Source organism: Streptomyces sp. NPDC048671 (genome assembly GCF_055587045.1).
Genome location: NZ_JBVJHB010000019.1, coordinates 1 through 16,656 on the forward strand (window position 1 = coordinate 1; position 16,656 = coordinate 16,656).

The 16,656-nt window shown below is 72.6% G+C and carries 14 protein-coding genes and 1 pseudogene; 6 read left to right on the forward strand and 9 right to left on the reverse strand.

Translation table 11 applies throughout. The features are described from left to right. Window positions 1-513 precede the first annotated feature (513 nt). Window positions 514-2,751: a serine/threonine-protein kinase gene (locus tag ACZ6S6_RS31985; protein WP_469708331.1), complete on the forward strand. Its 2,238-nt coding sequence runs from the start codon at window positions 514-516 to the stop codon at window positions 2,749-2,751. A gap of 29 nt (window positions 2,752-2,780) precedes the next feature. On the opposite strand, the pseudogene ACZ6S6_RS31990 reads toward ACZ6S6_RS31985, so the two are convergent. From ACZ6S6_RS31990 to ACZ6S6_RS32010, 5 genes and pseudogenes are all read right to left on the reverse strand, one after another. Then, window positions 2,781-3,223 (reverse strand): annotated as a pseudogene (locus tag ACZ6S6_RS31990) (MFS transporter); the annotation flags it as partial. Beyond that, entirely contained in the window at window positions 3,207-4,265 is a 1,059-nt protein-coding gene (locus ACZ6S6_RS31995; protein WP_469708333.1) for an enolase C-terminal domain-like protein, read from the reverse strand. The gene ACZ6S6_RS31995 and the pseudogene ACZ6S6_RS31990, both read right to left, overlap by 17 nt. Then, window positions 4,262-5,350, reverse strand: a complete 1,089-nt coding sequence (locus tag ACZ6S6_RS32000; protein WP_362956805.1) for a PLP-dependent cysteine synthase family protein — start codon at window positions 5,348-5,350, stop codon at window positions 4,262-4,264. The genes ACZ6S6_RS31995 and ACZ6S6_RS32000 overlap by 4 nt, the downstream gene beginning before the upstream one ends. Then, complete coding sequence (locus ACZ6S6_RS32005) at window positions 5,347-6,198, reverse strand: Rossmann-like domain-containing protein (protein ID WP_469708336.1); 852 nt, start codon at window positions 6,196-6,198, stop codon at window positions 5,347-5,349. The genes ACZ6S6_RS32000 and ACZ6S6_RS32005 overlap by 4 nt, the downstream gene beginning before the upstream one ends. Then, entirely contained in the window at window positions 6,195-7,451 is a 1,257-nt protein-coding gene (locus tag ACZ6S6_RS32010) for an ATP-grasp domain-containing protein (RefSeq protein WP_469708338.1), read from the reverse strand. The genes ACZ6S6_RS32005 and ACZ6S6_RS32010 overlap by 4 nt, the downstream gene beginning before the upstream one ends. Before the next feature lie 301 nt (window positions 7,452-7,752). On the opposite strand from ACZ6S6_RS32010, the gene ACZ6S6_RS32015 reads away from it, so the two are divergent. Then, entirely contained in the window at window positions 7,753-8,664 is a 912-nt protein-coding gene (locus ACZ6S6_RS32015; protein WP_469708447.1) for an NADP-dependent oxidoreductase, read from the forward strand. Between the two features lie 29 nt (window positions 8,665-8,693). Here the strand turns inward: ACZ6S6_RS32015 and ACZ6S6_RS32020 are convergent, their stop codons facing one another. The 4 genes from ACZ6S6_RS32020 to ACZ6S6_RS32035 all read right to left on the reverse strand — a co-directional run bounded on the left by ACZ6S6_RS32020 (window position 8,694) and on the right by ACZ6S6_RS32035 (window position 13,106). Further along, window positions 8,694-9,326 carry an isochorismatase family protein gene (locus tag ACZ6S6_RS32020; RefSeq protein ID WP_469708340.1) on the reverse strand — a complete coding sequence of 211 codons (633 nt, stop codon included), beginning with the start codon at window positions 9,324-9,326 and terminating at the stop codon, window positions 8,694-8,696. Window positions 9,327-9,390: 64 nt separating this feature from the next. Next, window positions 9,391-11,016: a (2,3-dihydroxybenzoyl)adenylate synthase gene (locus ACZ6S6_RS32025; RefSeq protein WP_469708342.1), complete on the reverse strand. Its 1,626-nt coding sequence runs from the start codon at window positions 11,014-11,016 to the stop codon at window positions 9,391-9,393. Beyond that, window positions 11,013-12,218, reverse strand: coding sequence for an isochorismate synthase DhbC (gene dhbC / locus ACZ6S6_RS32030; protein ID WP_362956819.1), 1,206 nt, complete (start codon window positions 12,216-12,218; stop codon window positions 11,013-11,015). Before dhbC ends, ACZ6S6_RS32025 begins: the two co-directional genes overlap by 4 nt. 57 nt (window positions 12,219-12,275) lie before the next feature. Further along, a complete protein-coding gene (locus tag ACZ6S6_RS32035) occupies window positions 12,276-13,106 on the reverse strand; it encodes a 2,3-dihydro-2,3-dihydroxybenzoate dehydrogenase (protein ID WP_362956821.1) in 831 nt (276 codons plus the stop codon). Between the two features lie 329 nt (window positions 13,107-13,435). Here ACZ6S6_RS32035 and ACZ6S6_RS32040 point away from each other — a divergent pair, with 329 nt between their 5' ends. The 4 genes from ACZ6S6_RS32040 (at window position 13,436) to ACZ6S6_RS32055 (ending at window position 16,647) form a co-directional block, all read left to right on the forward strand. Then, the gene (locus ACZ6S6_RS32040) at window positions 13,436-13,675 is read left to right on the forward strand and encodes a phosphopantetheine-binding protein (RefSeq protein ID WP_362956824.1); all 240 of its coding nucleotides are present in this window, start codon (window positions 13,436-13,438) and stop codon (window positions 13,673-13,675) included. Next, window positions 13,672-14,523 (forward strand): siderophore-interacting protein, encoded by an 852-nt coding sequence (locus ACZ6S6_RS32045; protein WP_469708345.1) that lies wholly within the window; start codon window positions 13,672-13,674, stop codon window positions 14,521-14,523. The genes ACZ6S6_RS32040 and ACZ6S6_RS32045 overlap by 4 nt, the downstream gene beginning before the upstream one ends. A 103-nt stretch (window positions 14,524-14,626) precedes the next feature. After that, complete coding sequence (locus tag ACZ6S6_RS32050; RefSeq protein ID WP_362956830.1) at window positions 14,627-15,625, forward strand: ABC transporter substrate-binding protein; 999 nt, start codon at window positions 14,627-14,629, stop codon at window positions 15,623-15,625. Further along, window positions 15,622-16,647, forward strand: coding sequence for a FecCD family ABC transporter permease (locus ACZ6S6_RS32055; protein ID WP_469708347.1), 1,026 nt, complete (start codon window positions 15,622-15,624; stop codon window positions 16,645-16,647). Before ACZ6S6_RS32050 ends, ACZ6S6_RS32055 begins: the two co-directional genes overlap by 4 nt. Window positions 16,648-16,656 lie beyond the last annotated feature (9 nt).

A 16,656-nucleotide genomic window follows, 5' to 3' on the forward strand; every position in this document is an offset into this window, starting at 1 on the left:
GCTGGAACAACTCCCACAACTCGTCCGGCACCAGCTGCTCAATGATCCCCACCATGATGCACAGAATACCGAGTCACCCAAATGAGATGACTTCTTAGCAGTTTCCGATGGGCTGGGCCGTCCGCCGACGCCGAACGCAACCGCGTCCTCGCGTTGCCTCGCGCTCCGCAAGCCCGTGGGCCGGGAGGCCGGTCGTGGATGAGGGAGCCGAGCGCGGCAGTCCGCACACTCCTGACCGCCGAAGCCGGCCGCGCCAAACCCCGCCGGCCCGTGCCGGCGGGGGTCTGTGTATGTCGACGGGCCCCACCGTGCGGGGTTTCACGGCGCGGTGCAGCCCCGCCGCGGTCCTCCGGCGGGGCTGCACCACGTACTGCACGAGAGCGGCCCCGGGCTCCCTGTTCGTCACCCGCTTTGCTCTGCCGTACCGCCCTGCGGCTAGTTTGTGTGCAGGACAGGTACGCAGGCCCGTGGCGGCACAGGTGCACGGGGGACGGGAGGTCGGGAAGGGTGTCGGTGTCGCTGCGCGGAGGTGATCCGGTCGAGATCGGCGGTTATCCGCTTGAGGCTCGGCTCGGCTCGGGTGGCATGGGCACGGTCTTTCTGGCCCGTACGAGTTCGGGGCGGCCTGTCGCGATCAAACTGATCCACCAGCAGTACGCGGGGGACGACGAGTTCCGCATCCGCTTCCGGCAGGAGGTGGCGGCCGCGAGGCGGGTGAGCGGCGCGTTCACCGCTGCCGTGGTCGACGCCGCCCCCGAGGCCGACCAGCCGTGGATGGCGACGACCTATATCGAGGGCCACACGCTCGCCCAGCGCATCACCATGAAGGGCCCGCTGAACGGGGCGGAGCTGCGGAGGCTCGCGATCGGGCTGGCCGAGGCGCTGCGCGACATCCACCGGGTGGGGGTCGTCCACCGTGACCTGAAGCCCTCGAACGTCGTGCTCTCGCCCGAGGGCCCGCGCGTCATCGACTTCGGTATTTCGCGCGCCGTGGACCAGCAGACGCTGACGATGACGGGGCGGGTCATCGGTACGCCGCCCTTCATGTCGCCGGAGCAGTTGCAGGCGCCGCGTGGTGTGGGGCCGCGGTCCGATGTCTTCTCGCTGGGGACGCTTCTGGTGTACTCGGCGACGGGCCACGGGCCCTTCGACGCGGACAGCCCGTACATGACGGCGTACCAGGTGGTGCACGAGGAGCCGTCGCTGGGCGCCGTGCCGGTGGCCTTGCGGGCTGTCGTCGAGTCGTGCCTGGACAAGGAGCCCGAGCGGCGCCCCTCGGCGGACGAACTCCTCGTCCTGCTGCGGGACCTGCCGGCCGACCTCGGCGGCACCGAGGCGAACGGGGCCGGCGCGGGCCGCACCCGCGACATGATCACCCAGCATCACCTCTCGACGCGTGGCACCCGGGCGCCGAACGCCCCGACCACCGCCCCGGACGGTCCCGGCACGGGGAGCACCGCCATCGGCCGCCGTCTGAGTCGCCGATGGCGTCCCGTGCTCGCGGCCGCGGTCGCGGTGGCGGCGATCGGCGGGGGAGTCGCCGCGCTGCAGGCGGGCGGCGTCGGCGGCGACAGCGACGGCGACAAGGGCAGCAGCGTCGCGGCGCCGGGCGCCGCACTTCCGGACGGCTTCGAGCCGTGGCGCACGACCGTGCCGGGTGGTCGCGCGGACATCCCCGACGAGCTGCGTTGCGTCGCGCGCGGCGACGCGCTGTTCTGCGGGGGCGGAGGTGTTGTCGCGACCCGTATCAGGGCGGGGGACGGATCGCGGGTGTGGACGGCGAAGAGTCCGGGCGTCCCCGTCCAGGGCATGCACCTGGTGGGGGCCACCGACGACACGGTGCTCGGTTACCGCTTCGCCGCCGAGGACGCCCCGCAGGACCCTCCCAGTGAGGTGGTGGCCATCGACGCGAACAGCGGCCGTGAGCTGTGGTCCGTGCCGTCCGGCGCCCAGTCGACGGCCGTCACGGGTCGCACTCGGGACGCCCTCGTGGTCGGTTCCGCCGTCGTGACGGTCGACGCCTCCAACTCCCGCTTCGAGGCCCGGGACGCGCACAGCGGTGACGTCGTCTGGACGGCTTCGTTCCCCGCGGGCACGCAGTGCGCTCCCGTTCCGGTGGGCCCACAGCTCCTCGCGATGTGCGCGACGCATGCGGAGGTGGACGCCTCAGAGGTGCGCCACCCCACGCTGTACACGGTCGACCGCGCCTCGGGGACACTGGGCAGGCCCATCGCGGTCGACGGCCCCGCCGTGCCGACAGGCGTCGCCGACGGCAGGCTCGTACTCCTTCAGGAGCACAAGGAGGGCACGGCGTTGACCGGCTACGACGGGGTGGCTCGGGTCGACCCGGCCTCGCGGAAGGTCACATACTCCCGGCTGGCCAAGACGTACTCGGGGACGCCCGGCATGGCGGACGGCACCGTCTACGTGAGCAGCCAGACCGGTCTCGTCACGGCGCTCGACCCCGCGACCGGCCGGAAGAAGTGGTCGCGGCAGATGGGCGTGGAGGGTGCGTCGGGCCCCGTTGCGGGAGCCGGCGCGCTGTACTTCAGCTCGGCCACCGGCCGGGTGGTCGCGCTGTCGCCGCACGACGGCAGACCCCTGTGGACAACGGACCCGCAGGCCGATGGGCTGACGGGCGAGCAGGGTGCCGGCCCGCGCGTGACCGTCGCGGGGCGTGCGGTGATCGTGGCCGCGGACAAGAACACCCTCTTCGCCTTCGACGCGCAGAAGCCGCCGAAGTCGGGCTGACCACGACGGCACCCGTCAGCCGCCCGCCGCCCGCTGCCCGCCTTCCTTGGCAACAGGGCGAACGCCTCGGCCCTGCCTCGGCCGACTCCTGGGAGATGTAGGTGCGCACGGCGGGGTTGAACAGCGCCCCGGCGAGCCCGCTGACGACGGACGCGGCGAGCAGCACGGTCAGGTTGCCGCCGAGTGCGAACAGCCCGAACCCGGCGGTGCGCAGGGCGCAGCCGGCGATGATGACACCGCGTGCGCCGAGCCGGTCGGAGGCGGAGCAGCCGATGATGAACAGCCCGTGCTGGCTGAGGTTGCGCACGCCGAGGACGATGCCGACGAGGGCCGCCGACAGGCCCAGGTTCTCGCTGAGATGCGTGGCGGGGTAGGGGATGAGGAGGTAGAACCCGGTGTTGACGCCGAGCTGGTTGACCAGCAGGAGCTGGACCGCGAGCGGGAAGCCGCGCATCTCACGCCACGTCCTCATACGCCCCCACCTCCTGAACGCCCAGACCTGGCAGGCCACTTGCGTGTACGACGCCGTTCTCGCCGCCGATGCCGGTCCACGGGTCGCGGGCGAGCAGCAGATGTCCGTCGAGGTCGGTCCAGCGGGCCCGGCCGGCCAGGTGCACGGCCGGTGCGAGGCCGAGGCTGCTGGCGGTGAGGCAGCCCAGCATCAGCTCCGTGCCACTGCCGTCGATCGCCTCCGCGATGCGCAGAGCGGCACGCACCCCGCCGCACTTGGCGAGCTTGACGTTGACGCCCTGGACGCGTCCGGCCAGACGGCGTACGTCCTCCAGGCCGACGGCGTCCTCGTCCGCGATGACCGGCAGCGGCGAGCGCTCCGCCAGCGCGCCCAGGGCCTCGGGGTCGCCGGGGGCGAGGGGTTGTTCCACGGCCTCGACGCCGAGGTCGGCGTACCGGGGCAGCAGGGCCTCGGCCCGCGCCCGCGTCCAGGCGCCGTTGGGGTCCAGCAGGATGCGGGCCCGGGGAGCGATGTCGCGGATGACGCGGACCCGTTCCACATCGTCCTCGGGGTCGGTGCTGCCCGCCTTGACCTTGATGACCTCGAAGCCGCTCGCCGCGAGACGACGGGCCTGAGCCGCCGCGTCCGTGAGAGAGGTGATGCCGATGGTGCGGGCGGTGGCCGCGATCGGAGGACCCCCGGCGCCGAGCAGACGGTGGACGGGGCTGCCCGCCCGTTTGCCGACGAGATCGAGCAGCGCGGCCTCGGCGGCGGCGGTCACGGCCGGGGGAGTGCCGGGGCCGGCCAGCTCACCCGCCCACAGCGCCTCCAGGGCGCTCTCGGGATCGGTGAAGCGGACCAGGTCTCTGCCGACGGCGGTGAGGAGCCGTTCCAGCGTCTTGGTGTCGAGCCGGTAGAAGACGCTGGTGACAGCCTCGCCGTGGCCGACGGCGCCGTCGTGTTCGACGGCCAGCCACAGGGCGTCACGGGCGGACATGGTGGAGCGGGAGATGCGCAGCGGCTCGGCGAGTTCGAGCCGCACGGTGCGCAGGCCGGTCTTCACGGGTTCCTTTCCGGGTGGGGTGCGGCCTTCAGCGGGTCGCGGACGCGGGTGCAGCGCACCCAGCCCCTCGCCTCGGCCGCTCGGGCGTGCGGGATCCGGACGGGGCGGGTGGCCGCCGTGGCGGGGTCGAGGCCGTGGGCCGTGGTGAAATCGTCGTCGTAGACCGTGCCGAGGTAGCGGTGCGGGCCGTCCGGGAAGACGGTGGCGACGACCGCGCCGGGGTGGACGCGGGCGGCCCACGCGGCGACGCGGGCGGCGGCCCCGGTGCTCCAGCCGCCGCTGACGAAGCTGCCGCGGGCCAGCCGGCGGCAGCTGTCCACGGCCTCGGCCGGGCCGACCCAGTGGACCTCGTCGAAGGCGTCGTAGGCGACGTTGCGCGGGTGGACGCTGCTGCCCAGTCCGCGCATCAGCCTCGGCCGGGCGGGCTGGCCGAAGATGGTCGAACCGGTCGCGTCGACCCCGATCAGCCGCAGCGCGGGCCAGCGCCGGCGCAGCGGACCGATGATGCCGGCGCTGTGGCCGCCGGTGCCGACGCTGCACACCAGGACGTCCAGGTGGTCGAGACGGGCGATGAGTTCGGCGGCCAGCGCGGCGTAACCGGCCTTGTTGTCGGGGTTGTTGTACTGGTCCGGCCAGTACGCTCCGGGCAGGACGGCGAGCAGCTCCCGTACCCGGTCCAGCCGCGCGGCCTGCCAGCCGCCCCGGGCCACCGGGCGGTCCACGATCTCCAGCCGCACGCCATGAGCGAGCAGCAACTGCCGTATAGAAGGCTCCAGTTCGGCGTCGCCGACCAGCACGACGGGGTGGCCGAGGGCCTGTCCCGCGAAGGCGAGTCCGATGCCGAGCGTCCCGGAGGTGGACTCCACCACCGGTGCGCCGGGCATCAGTTCGCCGCGTTCGTGGGCGCCCAACAGCATCGACACGGCGGCCCGCGCCTTCATGCCGCCCGCCGCGAGGCCTTCGAGCTTGGCCCAGAAACCGGGGTGCGGGCCGGGCAGGTCGGTGGTGACACGGACCAGAGGGGTGCGGCCGAGCAGGGTGAGCAGCTCCGGGCTGGCCGTGCGGCGTACCGCTGTCGTGGTCATCGGCCGTCTCGCGGATACGGACCGTAGCGGTGCACGGTGCCGGGACCGCCGTCGAGCCAGAAGAAGGGGTACGGCTCGGCGCACACCGCGCTCACCCCGTGGCCCAGGAACCGGGGCAGGACGGCGCTGCCGGTCTGGGCGAACATCACCAACTGCACGCCGTGCGAAGAAGCGTGCTGCCGCAGCGGCTCGAAAGCCCCGTTGCCCAGCGTCATCCCGGACACGAGCAGGGCGTCACAGCGGCCGGCCGCGGCGAGCGCGTCGGTGACGACGGCATCGCCCCACTCGGTCAGTCCGCCCTTGAGGTCGCAGGGCACGTAGCGCAGTCCGCGCGAACGCAGCCCCTCCAGAAGCGAGTTGACGACCCCGACCACCAGCACGGTCGCCCCCGGCGGCAGATCGAGCAGCTCGACGACGGCGTTCGCCCGGCGCCGGGACTTCTCCAGCGACGTCCCGGCGGGCAGCGGTACGGGCCGCGCCCCGTTCTCCGGAGTGTGCGGGGTGAGGTGCATCAGATAGGCGTCCAGCGCGGCCACGCGCACCGGGAGCAGGGGATGCTCCAGCAGCCGGGCCACGTCGGTGCCCACGCAGTCCTCGACCGCGCCGTCGGGCAGTGCCCCGGGCTCGACCGCGCACGATCCGACGGCCCCGGCCAGCCGGAGGCTGAGCACCTCATTGCGGTATCCGGTGCCCCGGCCGGCGTGCCGTACGGCCTGCCGCGTGGTGAAGGCGACGGAGATGCGTTCCGAGGCCGGATCCGGCCCCAGCCCGCCTGCGCGGGCGTGCGCCACGAGCTCCTCGTACGACGCGTATGTCGCGGACGCCGCCGTGCGGGTCGCGGCGGTCATCGGATCACCATCGCGGAGCGCAGCTCATCGAGCAGTGCCTCGGCACGGCCGCGAGCGCCCGGTCCCTCGGCGTCGCCCGTCATGATGTGCCCGAGGTACTCGTTGTTGCTGCCCGCCGCCCTCACCTGTGCGCCCGGCTCGGCGAGCCGCACCTCCAGGACACCCGGCGCGTCCCGGAGTCCGTCACCGTCCAGCGACGAGAGCGTGCCCGAGGTCTCCGGCACGAGGAAGCCGATGGCCGCGCTGCGCAGCCCGGTGCGGCAGCCCCGTACATCGGGCTCACGGCCGAGGGACACCTCCACGAAGCACGCGGCCAGGTCGATGCCGGTCACGTGGCGGACCAGCTCGGTGATGCGGTTCCCGGCGGGCCGGGGGTTCACCTCGACCACGCGCGGACCGGCGGAGGTCAGCTTGACCTCGGTGTGCGCCACGACGCCGTCGGTGAGGCCGAGGGCCTTGAGCGCGGCGAGGGCGGTCTGCTCGGCGGCCTCGGTGTCCGCGGCCGGCAGGGCGGCCGGGAACATGTGCCCGGTCTCGATGAACGCGGGCGACCCGCCGATGCTCTTGTCGGTCACCCCCACCACCTGGACCGCGCCTCGGTGCGACACCGTCTCGACGCTCACCTCGGGGCCGTCCAGCAGCTCCTCCAGCAGGACGGCGGGATCCCGCCGCTGCCCGCGGGCGTTGACCGGGAACGAGGTCAACGCCTCTACGGCGGAAGCCAGTTGGGCCTCGTCGTCCACGCGTCGCACGTACATCCCCGCGCACAGGTCGACGGGCTTGACCACCAGCGGGTAGCCGATCTCCCGCGCGGCCCGCGCGAGGGCGGCCCCCTCCTCGTGCACGGCGAAGCGCGGCCCGGGAACTCCGGCGGCGGCGAGGACCCGGCGGGTGGCGTCCTTGCGGCAGGCGTTCGCGACCGCGTCCGGGGCCGGGCCCGGCAGGCCCAGACGCCCGGCGATCCGGGCCGCCGTCGGCAGGTAGTAGTCGCAGGACGTGAGTACACCGTCGAAGCGCAGCACCTCGTGCAGCCGCTCGATCAGCGGGAGCAGGGCGTCCGCGTCGTTCGTGTCGGCGGTGATGACATGGCGGGCGCCGAGCAGCGGGTGCGCCGCACCCTCGGGTGCCGAGCGGAGGTAGTGGCGCAGGTCCCTGGTGAGGAATGTGAACTCGTGCCCGCCCTGCCGGATCGCCCGCGGCAGCAGCCTGCTCATTGACCCGACCCAGCTCTCGACCATCAGCAGATGACCCACAACTCCCCTTTTCACGCGCTTGGTTCAGACGGCATGGCGGCAGCCCGGAGCACCCTCGGAAGGGAATGCCGGACGCTGCACACCGCATACGGTATCGATAATCATTTTCATTTACCACTTCCGTGCCGCCCTGGCGCCGGCCGGCCCCGGCGCGGTTCTGACGGTTCACTGACCGCGGGGCGTGATCGGGTACGTTGACGGTTGCCCTCGCGGAGACGGGCGGACTCCGGCAGGAGCAGTCCCGGCCGCGGGGGTCCGGCCGAGGAAGCCGCGACACCCGCTGAGCCGAGATCGGAGCATGATGAAGGCAGTCCGTTTCAGCCGGTTCGGAGGCCCGGAGGTCCTTGAGCTCGTCGATCTCCCCGATCCGCATCCGGGTCCCGGCCAGGTCCGGATCGCGGTGCGCGCGGCCGGCGTCAACCCGAGCGACTGGAAGAAGCGCCAGGGCCTGATGGACCCGGAACTCCCGCAGACCATGGGCTACGAGGCGGCGGGCCACGTCGACGAGCTCGGCGAGGGCGTCGCGGACGTGGCCGTCGGCGATCGCGTGTTCGGCTTCTCGGCCGAGGGAATGGCCCAGGCCGAGCTGGCGGTGCTGTCCACCTACGCGCCGGTCCCGCCGTCGCTCGGCTTCCCCGGCGCTGCCGCGCTGCCGGCCGCCGTCGAGACGGCCACGCGCGCGCTCGACCAGCTCGGCGTCGGGAGCAGCGGCACGCTGCTCATCAGCGGCGCCTCCGGAAGCGTCGGCAGCGCTGCGGTGCAGCTCGCCGTGGTGCGCGGTGCGCGCGTGATCGGCACCGCCGGTCCGGCGAACCACGCGTACCTCCGCTCGCTGGGGGCCGAGCCCGTCGCGTACGGCGAGGGGCTCGTCGAGCGGGTTCGCGCCCTCGCGCCCGGCGGCGTCGGCCTCGCGCTCGACGTCGCCGGGCGCGGCGTCCTGCCCGAGCTCATCGAGCTCGCCGGCGGCCCCGGACAGGTCGTGACGATCGCGGACTTCGCCGGCGCGCGGGAGCACGGGGTGCGGTTCAGCAGCGGGGACGCCGGCCGTGCGGTCCACGCGCTCGGCGGGATCGGGGAGTTGATCGAGTCCGGGCGCTTCTCGCTCCCGGTCGCGCGGACCTTCCCGCTCACCGAGGTCGCGGCGGCGCACCGGGCCGGCGAGGACGGTCAGGTGCGCGGGAAGCTCGTGCTGGTGGTCGGCGCTCCGGCCTGATCCGCACGAGAGGCCCCGGAGCCGCCCGGTCAGCTCCCATCGAAGACGGCTCGGGTGCTGGTGACGACGGCGCACTTGCCGGCCGCCCAGCGCAGTGCCATCGCATGGTCCTCGGCGGAGAAGTCGGCCACCGCGTCGGCCACCACGAACGCCTGGATGTCCTGCATCCAGGCGTCGCACGCGGTCATGAGGACGCCGATGTGGGCGTAGACACCGGTGATGACGATCTGGTCCCGGCCCTGTTCGCGCAGCCGCTCCAGGAGATCGGTGCGCACGAAGCCGCTGTACTTCCACTTGGTGAGCACCGTGTCGGCCCCGTCGGGCGCGACCTCGTCCGCGATGGCGGCGGCGTGCGGGTCGTCCGGCAGGCCCGGACCCCAGAAGTCCTGCTGCAGGCCGCGCTCACCGGGACTCTGGCCGCCGGGCTGCGCGGTATAGAGCACCGGCACGCCCATGCGTGCCGCTTCCTTCTTCAACTCGGCCACATGCGACAGCAGTTCGGGAATCGGTGCGGAACGGCGGTCGTAGGCCGAGAGGAAGTAGTTCTGCAGATCGTGGACGAGGAGTACCGCACGCGCGGGGTCGACGGTCCACTCGACCCGGTTGGCGGGCAGTTCGCCGGCGGTCGGCATGGGGTACGGGGCAATGGCGGGCAGGGCCATGGTGCTGGAGTTCCGTTCAGGGTTGAGGGAGAGCCGGCCGGTGCGGCGGCGGGCCCGGCAGGGTTCAGACGGTCGGGGAGGCGGCCGCGGCGGTCCGCAGGTCCTTCTTGGAGATCTTCCCGACGCCGGTCTGCGGGAAGGTCTCCACGAATTCGACCCGGTCCGGCACCTTGTACGCGGCCAGGCCCCGTTCCCGTACGAACCGCTTGATGTCCACCGGCTTCAGCGGACCCGCGCCCGGGTGCGGGATCACGTAGGCGCAGACGCGTTCGCCCAGATACGGGTCTGGCTCGGCCACCACGTTGGCGTCGTGCACGGACGGGTGGGCGAGGATGTGGTTCTCCACCTCCTCGGCGGCGATCTTCTCGCCGCCCCGGTTGATCTGGTCCTTGGCGCGCCCCTCGACGACGATATGCCCGCTCCCGGTGACGCGGACGACGTCGCCCGTGCGGTAGAAGCCGTCCTCGGTGAATGCGCGGACGTTGTGCTCCGGGGCCCGCCAGTAGCCGCGGATCGTGTAGGGCCCCCGCGTCAGCAGGTGGCCCGTCCCGCCCGGTGCGACCTCGCGGTCCTCGTCGTCGACGACCAGGATCTCGTCGTCCGGCGAGATGGGCCGCCCCTGGGTGGTGACGATCGTCTCGACGGGGTCGTCCAGCCGGGTGTAGTTGACCAGCCCCTCGGCCATCCCGAAGACCTGTTGCAGGGTGCAGCCGAGCGCCGGCCGGACCCGCCGCGCCGCCTCCTCGCTGAACTTGGCGCCACCCACCAGCAGGACGTCCAGGCTGCTGAGGTCGTGCACGGTGGTGGTGGCCGCCCGGGTCCACAGCAGGGCCAGCGGCGGGACGAGCCCGGTGAGGGTGACCCCCTCCCGCTCGATCAGCGGGAAGGCGGCCTCGGGGGAGGGGTGGGGGCACAGCACCACGCGCCCGCCGGCGTAGAGCGTGCCGAGCGAACCGGGGGAGGAGAGCGGGAAGTTGTGGGCTGCGGGCAGTGCGCAGAGGTAGACGCTCTCCTCGTCGACCCCGCAGATCTCGTTGGAGCCGCGCAGCGAGTAGATGTAGTCGTCGTGGGTGCGGGGGATCAGCTTCGGTACGCCGGTGCTGCCGCCGGAGAGCTGGAGGAAGGCCAGGTCGTCCGGGCACGGCGCGTCGTGGCCGACCGGGTCCTGCGCCACGTCGCGCAGCGCCTCGAACTCGCCCGGGTGCCCGGCCGCGACGAACACGTGCCGCAGTGTGCCCGCACCGGCTCGGGCCTTCGCCGCCAGCGCGCGGTAGTCGTAGCCGTCGTGTTCCGCCGCGATGACGTACGCGACCGCCTCGGTGAACTCGCAGAAGTACGAGATCTCCGTCTCGCGGTGGGCCGGCAGCGCGAAGACGGGCAGTGCGCCGATCCGGAACAGTGCGAAGACGACCTCGAAGAACTCGGCGGTATTGGGCAGTTGCACCACCACCCGGTCGCCCTTGGTGATGTTCCGGGCAAGGAGACCCGCGGCGAGCCGGTCGGCGCGCCGGTCCAGCTCCGCGTAGCTCCACCGCGTTCCCGCGACCGGATCGACCACGGCGATCCGGTCCGGGTGCGCCTCGGCGCGCTCGCGGAGCATCGAGCCGAACGTCTCTCCGCGCCACCAGCCCGCACGCCGGTACCGTTCGGCGAAATCGGACGGCCAGGTGGGTGCGTCGGCCGGGCTCACAGCTCGGCCCCCACGGCGCTGAGGAAGGTACGGAACTTGGCCGCCGTCTCGGCGGTCTCCGCCTCGGGCTCGGACGCCGCCACGATGCCGGCGCCCGCGTAGAGGCGCAGTGTGCGCTCCTCGGCCTCGGCGCAGCGGATCGTGACGACCCACTCGCCGTCGCCCCGGGCGTCGCCCCAGCCCACCACTCCGGTGAAGAAGCCGCGGTCGAACGGCTCGGTCTCCGCGATCACCTGACGTGCCGTCGTGGTGGGGGTGCCGCACACGGCGGGGGTCGGATGCAGGGCGCAGGCGAGGGCCAGTGCCGAGATGTCGGGGGAGGCGAGCGTGCCGGTCACCGTGGTTGACAGGTGCCACATGGTGGCGGTGCGGATCAGCGTGGGCCGGGCGGGGACGGTCAGTTCGGTGCAGTGCGGGGCCAGGGCCTGGTGGACGGCGTCCACGACGACGGCGTGCTCGTGCAGGTCCTTCACGGACTCCAGCAGCGTGGCGGCACGGCGGACGTCCTCGGCGAGGTCGCCGCTGCGCGGGGTGGACCCGGCGAGCGGATTGGCGACGACCTGCTGCCCCTGCCGGGAGACCAGCAGTTCGGGACTGGCGCCGATGAGGGTGCGGCCGGCCCCGGCCGGCACCGCGAAGGTGTAGCCGACGGGGTCGCGGCGGGCCAGGCGCTGGAGCATCGCGGGCAGGTCCAGCGGGTCGGAGGAGGTGAGTTCGAGGGTGCGGGCGAGCACCACCTTGCTGAACTCCCCGCGCCACATGCGCTCCACCGCCGAGGCGACGCCCGCTCCGTAGACCTCGGGTCCGGGCACCGGGCGTATCCGCCAGTCCGCGGAGCCGGACACGCCGACGGGCAGCGCGATCAGCGGATCGGAGGCGAGCGGTGGCGCGATGCGCAGCGCCGCCGGCACACTCAGGGCGGCCGGTGCCTCGTGGTCGAACGGGATGGCGCCGATGACCACGGGCGTTTCCTGCCCGGCCGTGCGGGCCTCGGCCAGGGTGGCGGTCACCCGCTCGTCCAGGGGCCGCGCGTCGTGCGGTACGGGGCGTGCCGCGCCGTGTGCCAGCAGGGTGCGGCCAGGAGTGGCGAGGAAGCGGTCGCCGGGTCTGTAGCCGTCCAGCAGCGAGGTGGCCGCGCCTACGGCCGGGTGGGCCGGACCGGCCGCGGGTACGTGCGTGGCGACCTGGGATGCCGTCGGCACAGGGACTCCATTCTCGGTGTTCCGTCAGTGGGGGTGTACGGAAGAGCTGAGCGCGGTTCAGCGCGGGGTCGCGCCGCCGTCGACGTACAGCTCCTGCATGGTGATGTGGCGGGCCCGGTCGGAGGCGAGGAACGCGACGGCGTCCGCGATGTCCTCGGGGGCGGCGATCCGGCCCAGCGGTATGCCGGTGCGGTAGGTCGCCGGGTCCCCGTCGATGACACGCTGTTCGGCGCCGGAGTCGGTCCACAGGGCGCGTTGCATCGCCGTGTCGGTGGACCCGGGTGCGACGACATTGCAGCGGACGCCGCTGCGGGCGAGTTCGAGGCCCAGGCATCGGGTGAACATGGCGGCAGCCGCCTTCGACGCCGCGTAGGCGGCCATGCCGGTGCGGGGGATGCCGGCGGCGTTGGAACCGACGGTGATGACACAGCCGTTGCCCCTTTGGGCCATCAGCGGTGCGACGGTCCGCGAGACATGGAAGACACCGTCCGTGTTCACCGCGAAGGTCTCCGCCCAGTCCTCGGAAGAGAGTTCGGTGGCGGGGCCGGTACGCAGGATGCCGGCGACGTTCACGAGCACGTCCACGGGGCCGAGTTCGCGCTCGACGCGCGCCACGGTGCGCTGCACCGAGGGCCGTTGGGTGACGTCCATGACGTACGGCTCCAGACGGCCCGCCGAACGCTCGCTCTCCGGGTTCTCCGTCTGCCGTCGATTCCACCGCGCGGCCAGGGCGTCCACGCCGTCCTGTGCACGGTCGGTGGCGGCCACCCGGGCGCCGAGGCCGGCGAGCAGTTCGGCGACGGCCGCCCCGATGCCCTGTGCGGCACCGGTAACCAGGGCGGTGCGGCCGTCGAACTCACCACTTCTGCCCGGTATGTGCTCATGCATGAGCCGCCTCCTACGAGTTGGTTAGGTAAGGGTAACCTAACTTATGCGGTCGATCGGCGCGAGGGGCCGACGCGTGTGGGTGTGCGGCGATGTGACGGACCGTCACGGGTGAGGGGGTGGGTTCGGGTGGCGCGTGGGGTCGAGGCCGCGTTTCCGTGTCCGGCGCTCAAGGGTTAGGTTAGCCTTGCCTGACCTTAAGGTCGACGGGGCCGCTGAATTCCCCCGTGAACGCCATGACCGGGTGTACGTGTACGCCGCCCGTCGCGTCGTAACCACCGCCGCCGACGCGCTCACCGCGCTGTCGGCGCCCGTCCCGCAGGAGTCGTCCGATGAACCAGACCATGTCGCCCGAACGGGTCCGCGCCGATGTCGCGGAAATGCTCGACTGCGACCCCGCCGAGATCGCGCCCGGGGAGAATCTGGTCGACCTCGGCCTGGACTCCATGCGGATCATGGCCCTGGTCGAGCGCTGGCGGGCCGCGGGAGCGGCCGCGCTGGAGTTTCCCGACCTCGCCGAGCAGCCCGAACTTGCCCACTGGACCACGCTGCTGACGGGCCGTGACGCATGAGCAGGGTCGACCACCGCCACCGGCACCTGGACCGGATCGCGGAGGTCCGGACGGGCCCGCACGCCGAGAAGGTGGGATACCCGATCGGCATCCGAGTGACCGAGGTCGTACGCACCGCCATGGTCGGTACCGGCCTGCTGCGGGTGACCCTGGGCGGGCCGGGTGCCGAGGGGTTCGAGGCCCACTCGCCGGACGAGCACGTGAAACTGATCTTCCCGGATCCCGACGGCACGCTGCGGCTGCCCGAGCCGAACGGGACGATGTTGCGCTGGCCGCGCCCGGCGCTCGTCTCGCGCGAGTACACCGTGCGCCGCTACGACCCGGTCGCGGGCGAGATCGACATCGACATCGCCCCCCACGACGGCGGCCTCGCCTCGGACTGGGCACATGCGGCCCGGCCGGGCGACCTCATACATGTCGCGGGGCCGCCCGGCGGGCTGATCGTCCCGGACTCCTACGACCGGTACCTGCTCGCCGGTGACATCACGGCCCTCCCCGCGATCGCGCGCCGGCTGGAGGAGTTCCCGAGGAGTGCGAAGGGGTGGGCGTTCATCGAAGTCGCCGACGCCGCACAGGAGATCGAGCTGTCGGCGCCCGAGGGCTTCGAGGTGCGCTGGCTGCACCGCGGCGAGCTGCCGGCGGGAGCCGGCGACGCGCTGGCGCGGGCCGTGACCGCGGTGACCGTACCCGATGGCGAGCGGGTGTACGTGTGGGTCGCGGGGGAGGCGGGCCAGATCAAGCCACTGCGCCGCTGGGTCCGTGACGAGCTGCGGCTGGAGAAGGCCGACCACGACATCACCGGCTACTGGAAGTGCGGCGTCGCCGACTTCGACGAGGACGAGCACTGACCGATCGGCCGGACGGGGGCGGGCGTGACGGCGGCCGGCCTGGTTGTCCTGCCGGAAGATCATCAACTAAGGTAAGCCTTACCTAAGTAACAAGGAGCATCGCATGTCCATACGCAGATCGTCCGGCCTCGTCGGCGCAGTGTCGCTGACCCTCCTCCTGGCCGCGTGCGGATCGTCCTCCGAGGGCGGGTCGGACACCTCGAAGGAGGGGAGGACCCGGGTGTTCGCCGCGGACAACGGCAAGATCACCATCCCGGCCGACCCGAAGCGGGTCGTCGCCACCGGCTATGCCGTGCCCGCCATGATCGAGGCCGACGCACCGCTGGTCGGGATCTCGTCGTGGCAGCGCGGCGAGCCGATGATGACCAAGGACGACCTGGCCACGTACAAGAAGCTCCCCAAGGTGGCGGGCGAGCAGGCGGCCGAGACCAACTACGAGGCCGTCGCCGAGGCCGAGCCCGATCTGATCATCATCGGGGTCCCCGCCCCGGTGCTGGGCGACATCGACATCAAGCGCCTGGAGTCCATCGCCCCGGTCGTGGCGATCGGCCCGACCGTGCCGTCCGCCTGGCGCGAGCTGTCCCGCAAGCAGTCCGACGCCGCGGGCGCCCTCAAGCAGTTCGACGTCGCGAAGAACACGTACGAGGAGAAGGCCGCCGCGCTCGCCAAGAAGTACAAGGACGTGCTGCCCCAGCTCAAGCTGGGCCACGTCGGCGCGTACGGTGACGCCGCCAAGGGCACCTTCCAGCGCGAGTTCGACGGTTCGTGGGGCACCAACATCGCCGTCGACATCGGCGCGAAGTACTACGGCAAGGTCAAGAAGTCCGGCCCCGGCTCGCAGTCGGTCAGCGAGTACCCGTCCATCGAGGAGCTCCCGGCCGCGTTCCGCGAGGCCGACGTCATGACCTATTCGGTCAACGCCGACGGCAGCATCCCCAAGCCCGTCCAGTACGTCCTGGACTCGAAGCTCTGGAAGAACCTGCCCGCCGTCAAGGCCAAGAAGGCCTTCCCGTTCCGCTACACCGAGGCCGCGACCTACGGGGAGGCCGTGAAGACCCTGGATGCGATCGACACGTCGCTCGCTCCGCTGCTGAACCGGTGACCGTCGCGGGCCGCGCGTCCGGGGCGGCGAGATCCGGGCGGGCCGTGCCGCAGATCGGTCTGCTCGTCGGCGCACTGGTGCTGCTGGCAGTGGTCGCCGTACTCAGTATGGGCGTCGGGGCCCGCCACGTTCCGCCCGGCGAAGCAGTGCGGGCCCTGCTCGACTTCCGGGGCACCGACGACGACCACGTGATCGTGCGGGACATCCGGGCGCCGCGCGCGCTGCTGGCCGTCGCGGTGGGCGCCGCGCTCGCGGTGTCCGGCGCGCTGATCCAGACGCTGGCCCGCAACCCGTTGGCCGAGCCCGGCATCCTCGGGGTCACCGCGGGCGCCGGGTTCGCCGTCACCGTCGGCTCGGCGCTCGGCCTGGCCACCGGCCAGGCCGGCGAACTCGGCTTCGCGATCACCGGCTCCGTGCTCGCGGCGCTGCTGGTCGCCGCGGTCGGGCAGCGCTCACCACTGCGCCTGGTGCTCACCGGAGTGGCTCTGACCGCGGTACTGGGCGGTGTCGCGCTGGGCATGCGGCTGATGCTCCCGAACACCTTCGACAGCTACCGGTTCTGGTCGGTCGGATCGCTGGCGGGCCGCGAACAGGCGCCCCTGGCACTGCCGTTGACCGCGATTGGAGTGTCCCTGCTCGGCGCGCTGCTGCTGAGCCGGGCGCTCAACGCCCTGATGCTCGGCGAGAGCGTGGCGCACACGCTGGGCGCCGGCGTGGGCCGGGTACGGGCCGTGGCCCTGGTGCTGATCACCGTGCTCAGCGGGGCGGCGACGGCGGTGGCCGGGCCGATCCTGTTCGTCGGGCTGATCATTCCGCACCTGGTCCGCAGGCCGGCGGCGGGCTCGGTGCCATGGCTGATTCTCTACACGATGGTGCTGGGCCCGGTCCTGCTGCTGGTCGCCGACATCTGCTCGCGGGTGCTCCTGCCCACCGGCGAGGTGCCGGTGGCCATCGTGACCGCCTTCCTCGGCGGCCCCATGCTGATCTGGGCCGTGCGCCGCCACGGGGCGGGGTCGCTGTGAACGCGCTCG

Coding starts and splice junctions, on each gene's coding strand:
- ACZ6S6_RS32000 (WP_362956805.1), bottom strand. CDS start 5,350: ATGACCACGACAGCGGTACGCCGCACGGCCAGCCCGGAGCTGCTCACC.
- ACZ6S6_RS32045 (WP_469708345.1), top strand. CDS start 13,672: ATGAGCAGGGTCGACCACCGCCACCGGCACCTGGACCGGATCGCGGAG.
- ACZ6S6_RS32040 (WP_362956824.1), top strand. CDS start 13,436: ATGAACCAGACCATGTCGCCCGAACGGGTCCGCGCCGATGTCGCGGAA.
- ACZ6S6_RS32050 (WP_362956830.1), top strand. CDS start 14,627: ATGTCCATACGCAGATCGTCCGGCCTCGTCGGCGCAGTGTCGCTGACC.
- ACZ6S6_RS32020 (WP_469708340.1), bottom strand. CDS start 9,326: ATGGCCCTGCCCGCCATTGCCCCGTACCCCATGCCGACCGCCGGCGAA.
- ACZ6S6_RS32015 (WP_469708447.1), top strand. CDS start 7,753: ATGAAGGCAGTCCGTTTCAGCCGGTTCGGAGGCCCGGAGGTCCTTGAG.
- ACZ6S6_RS32005 (WP_469708336.1), bottom strand. CDS start 6,198: ATGACCGCCGCGACCCGCACGGCGGCGTCCGCGACATACGCGTCGTAC.
- ACZ6S6_RS32035 (WP_362956821.1), bottom strand. CDS start 13,106: ATGCATGAGCACATACCGGGCAGAAGTGGTGAGTTCGACGGCCGCACC.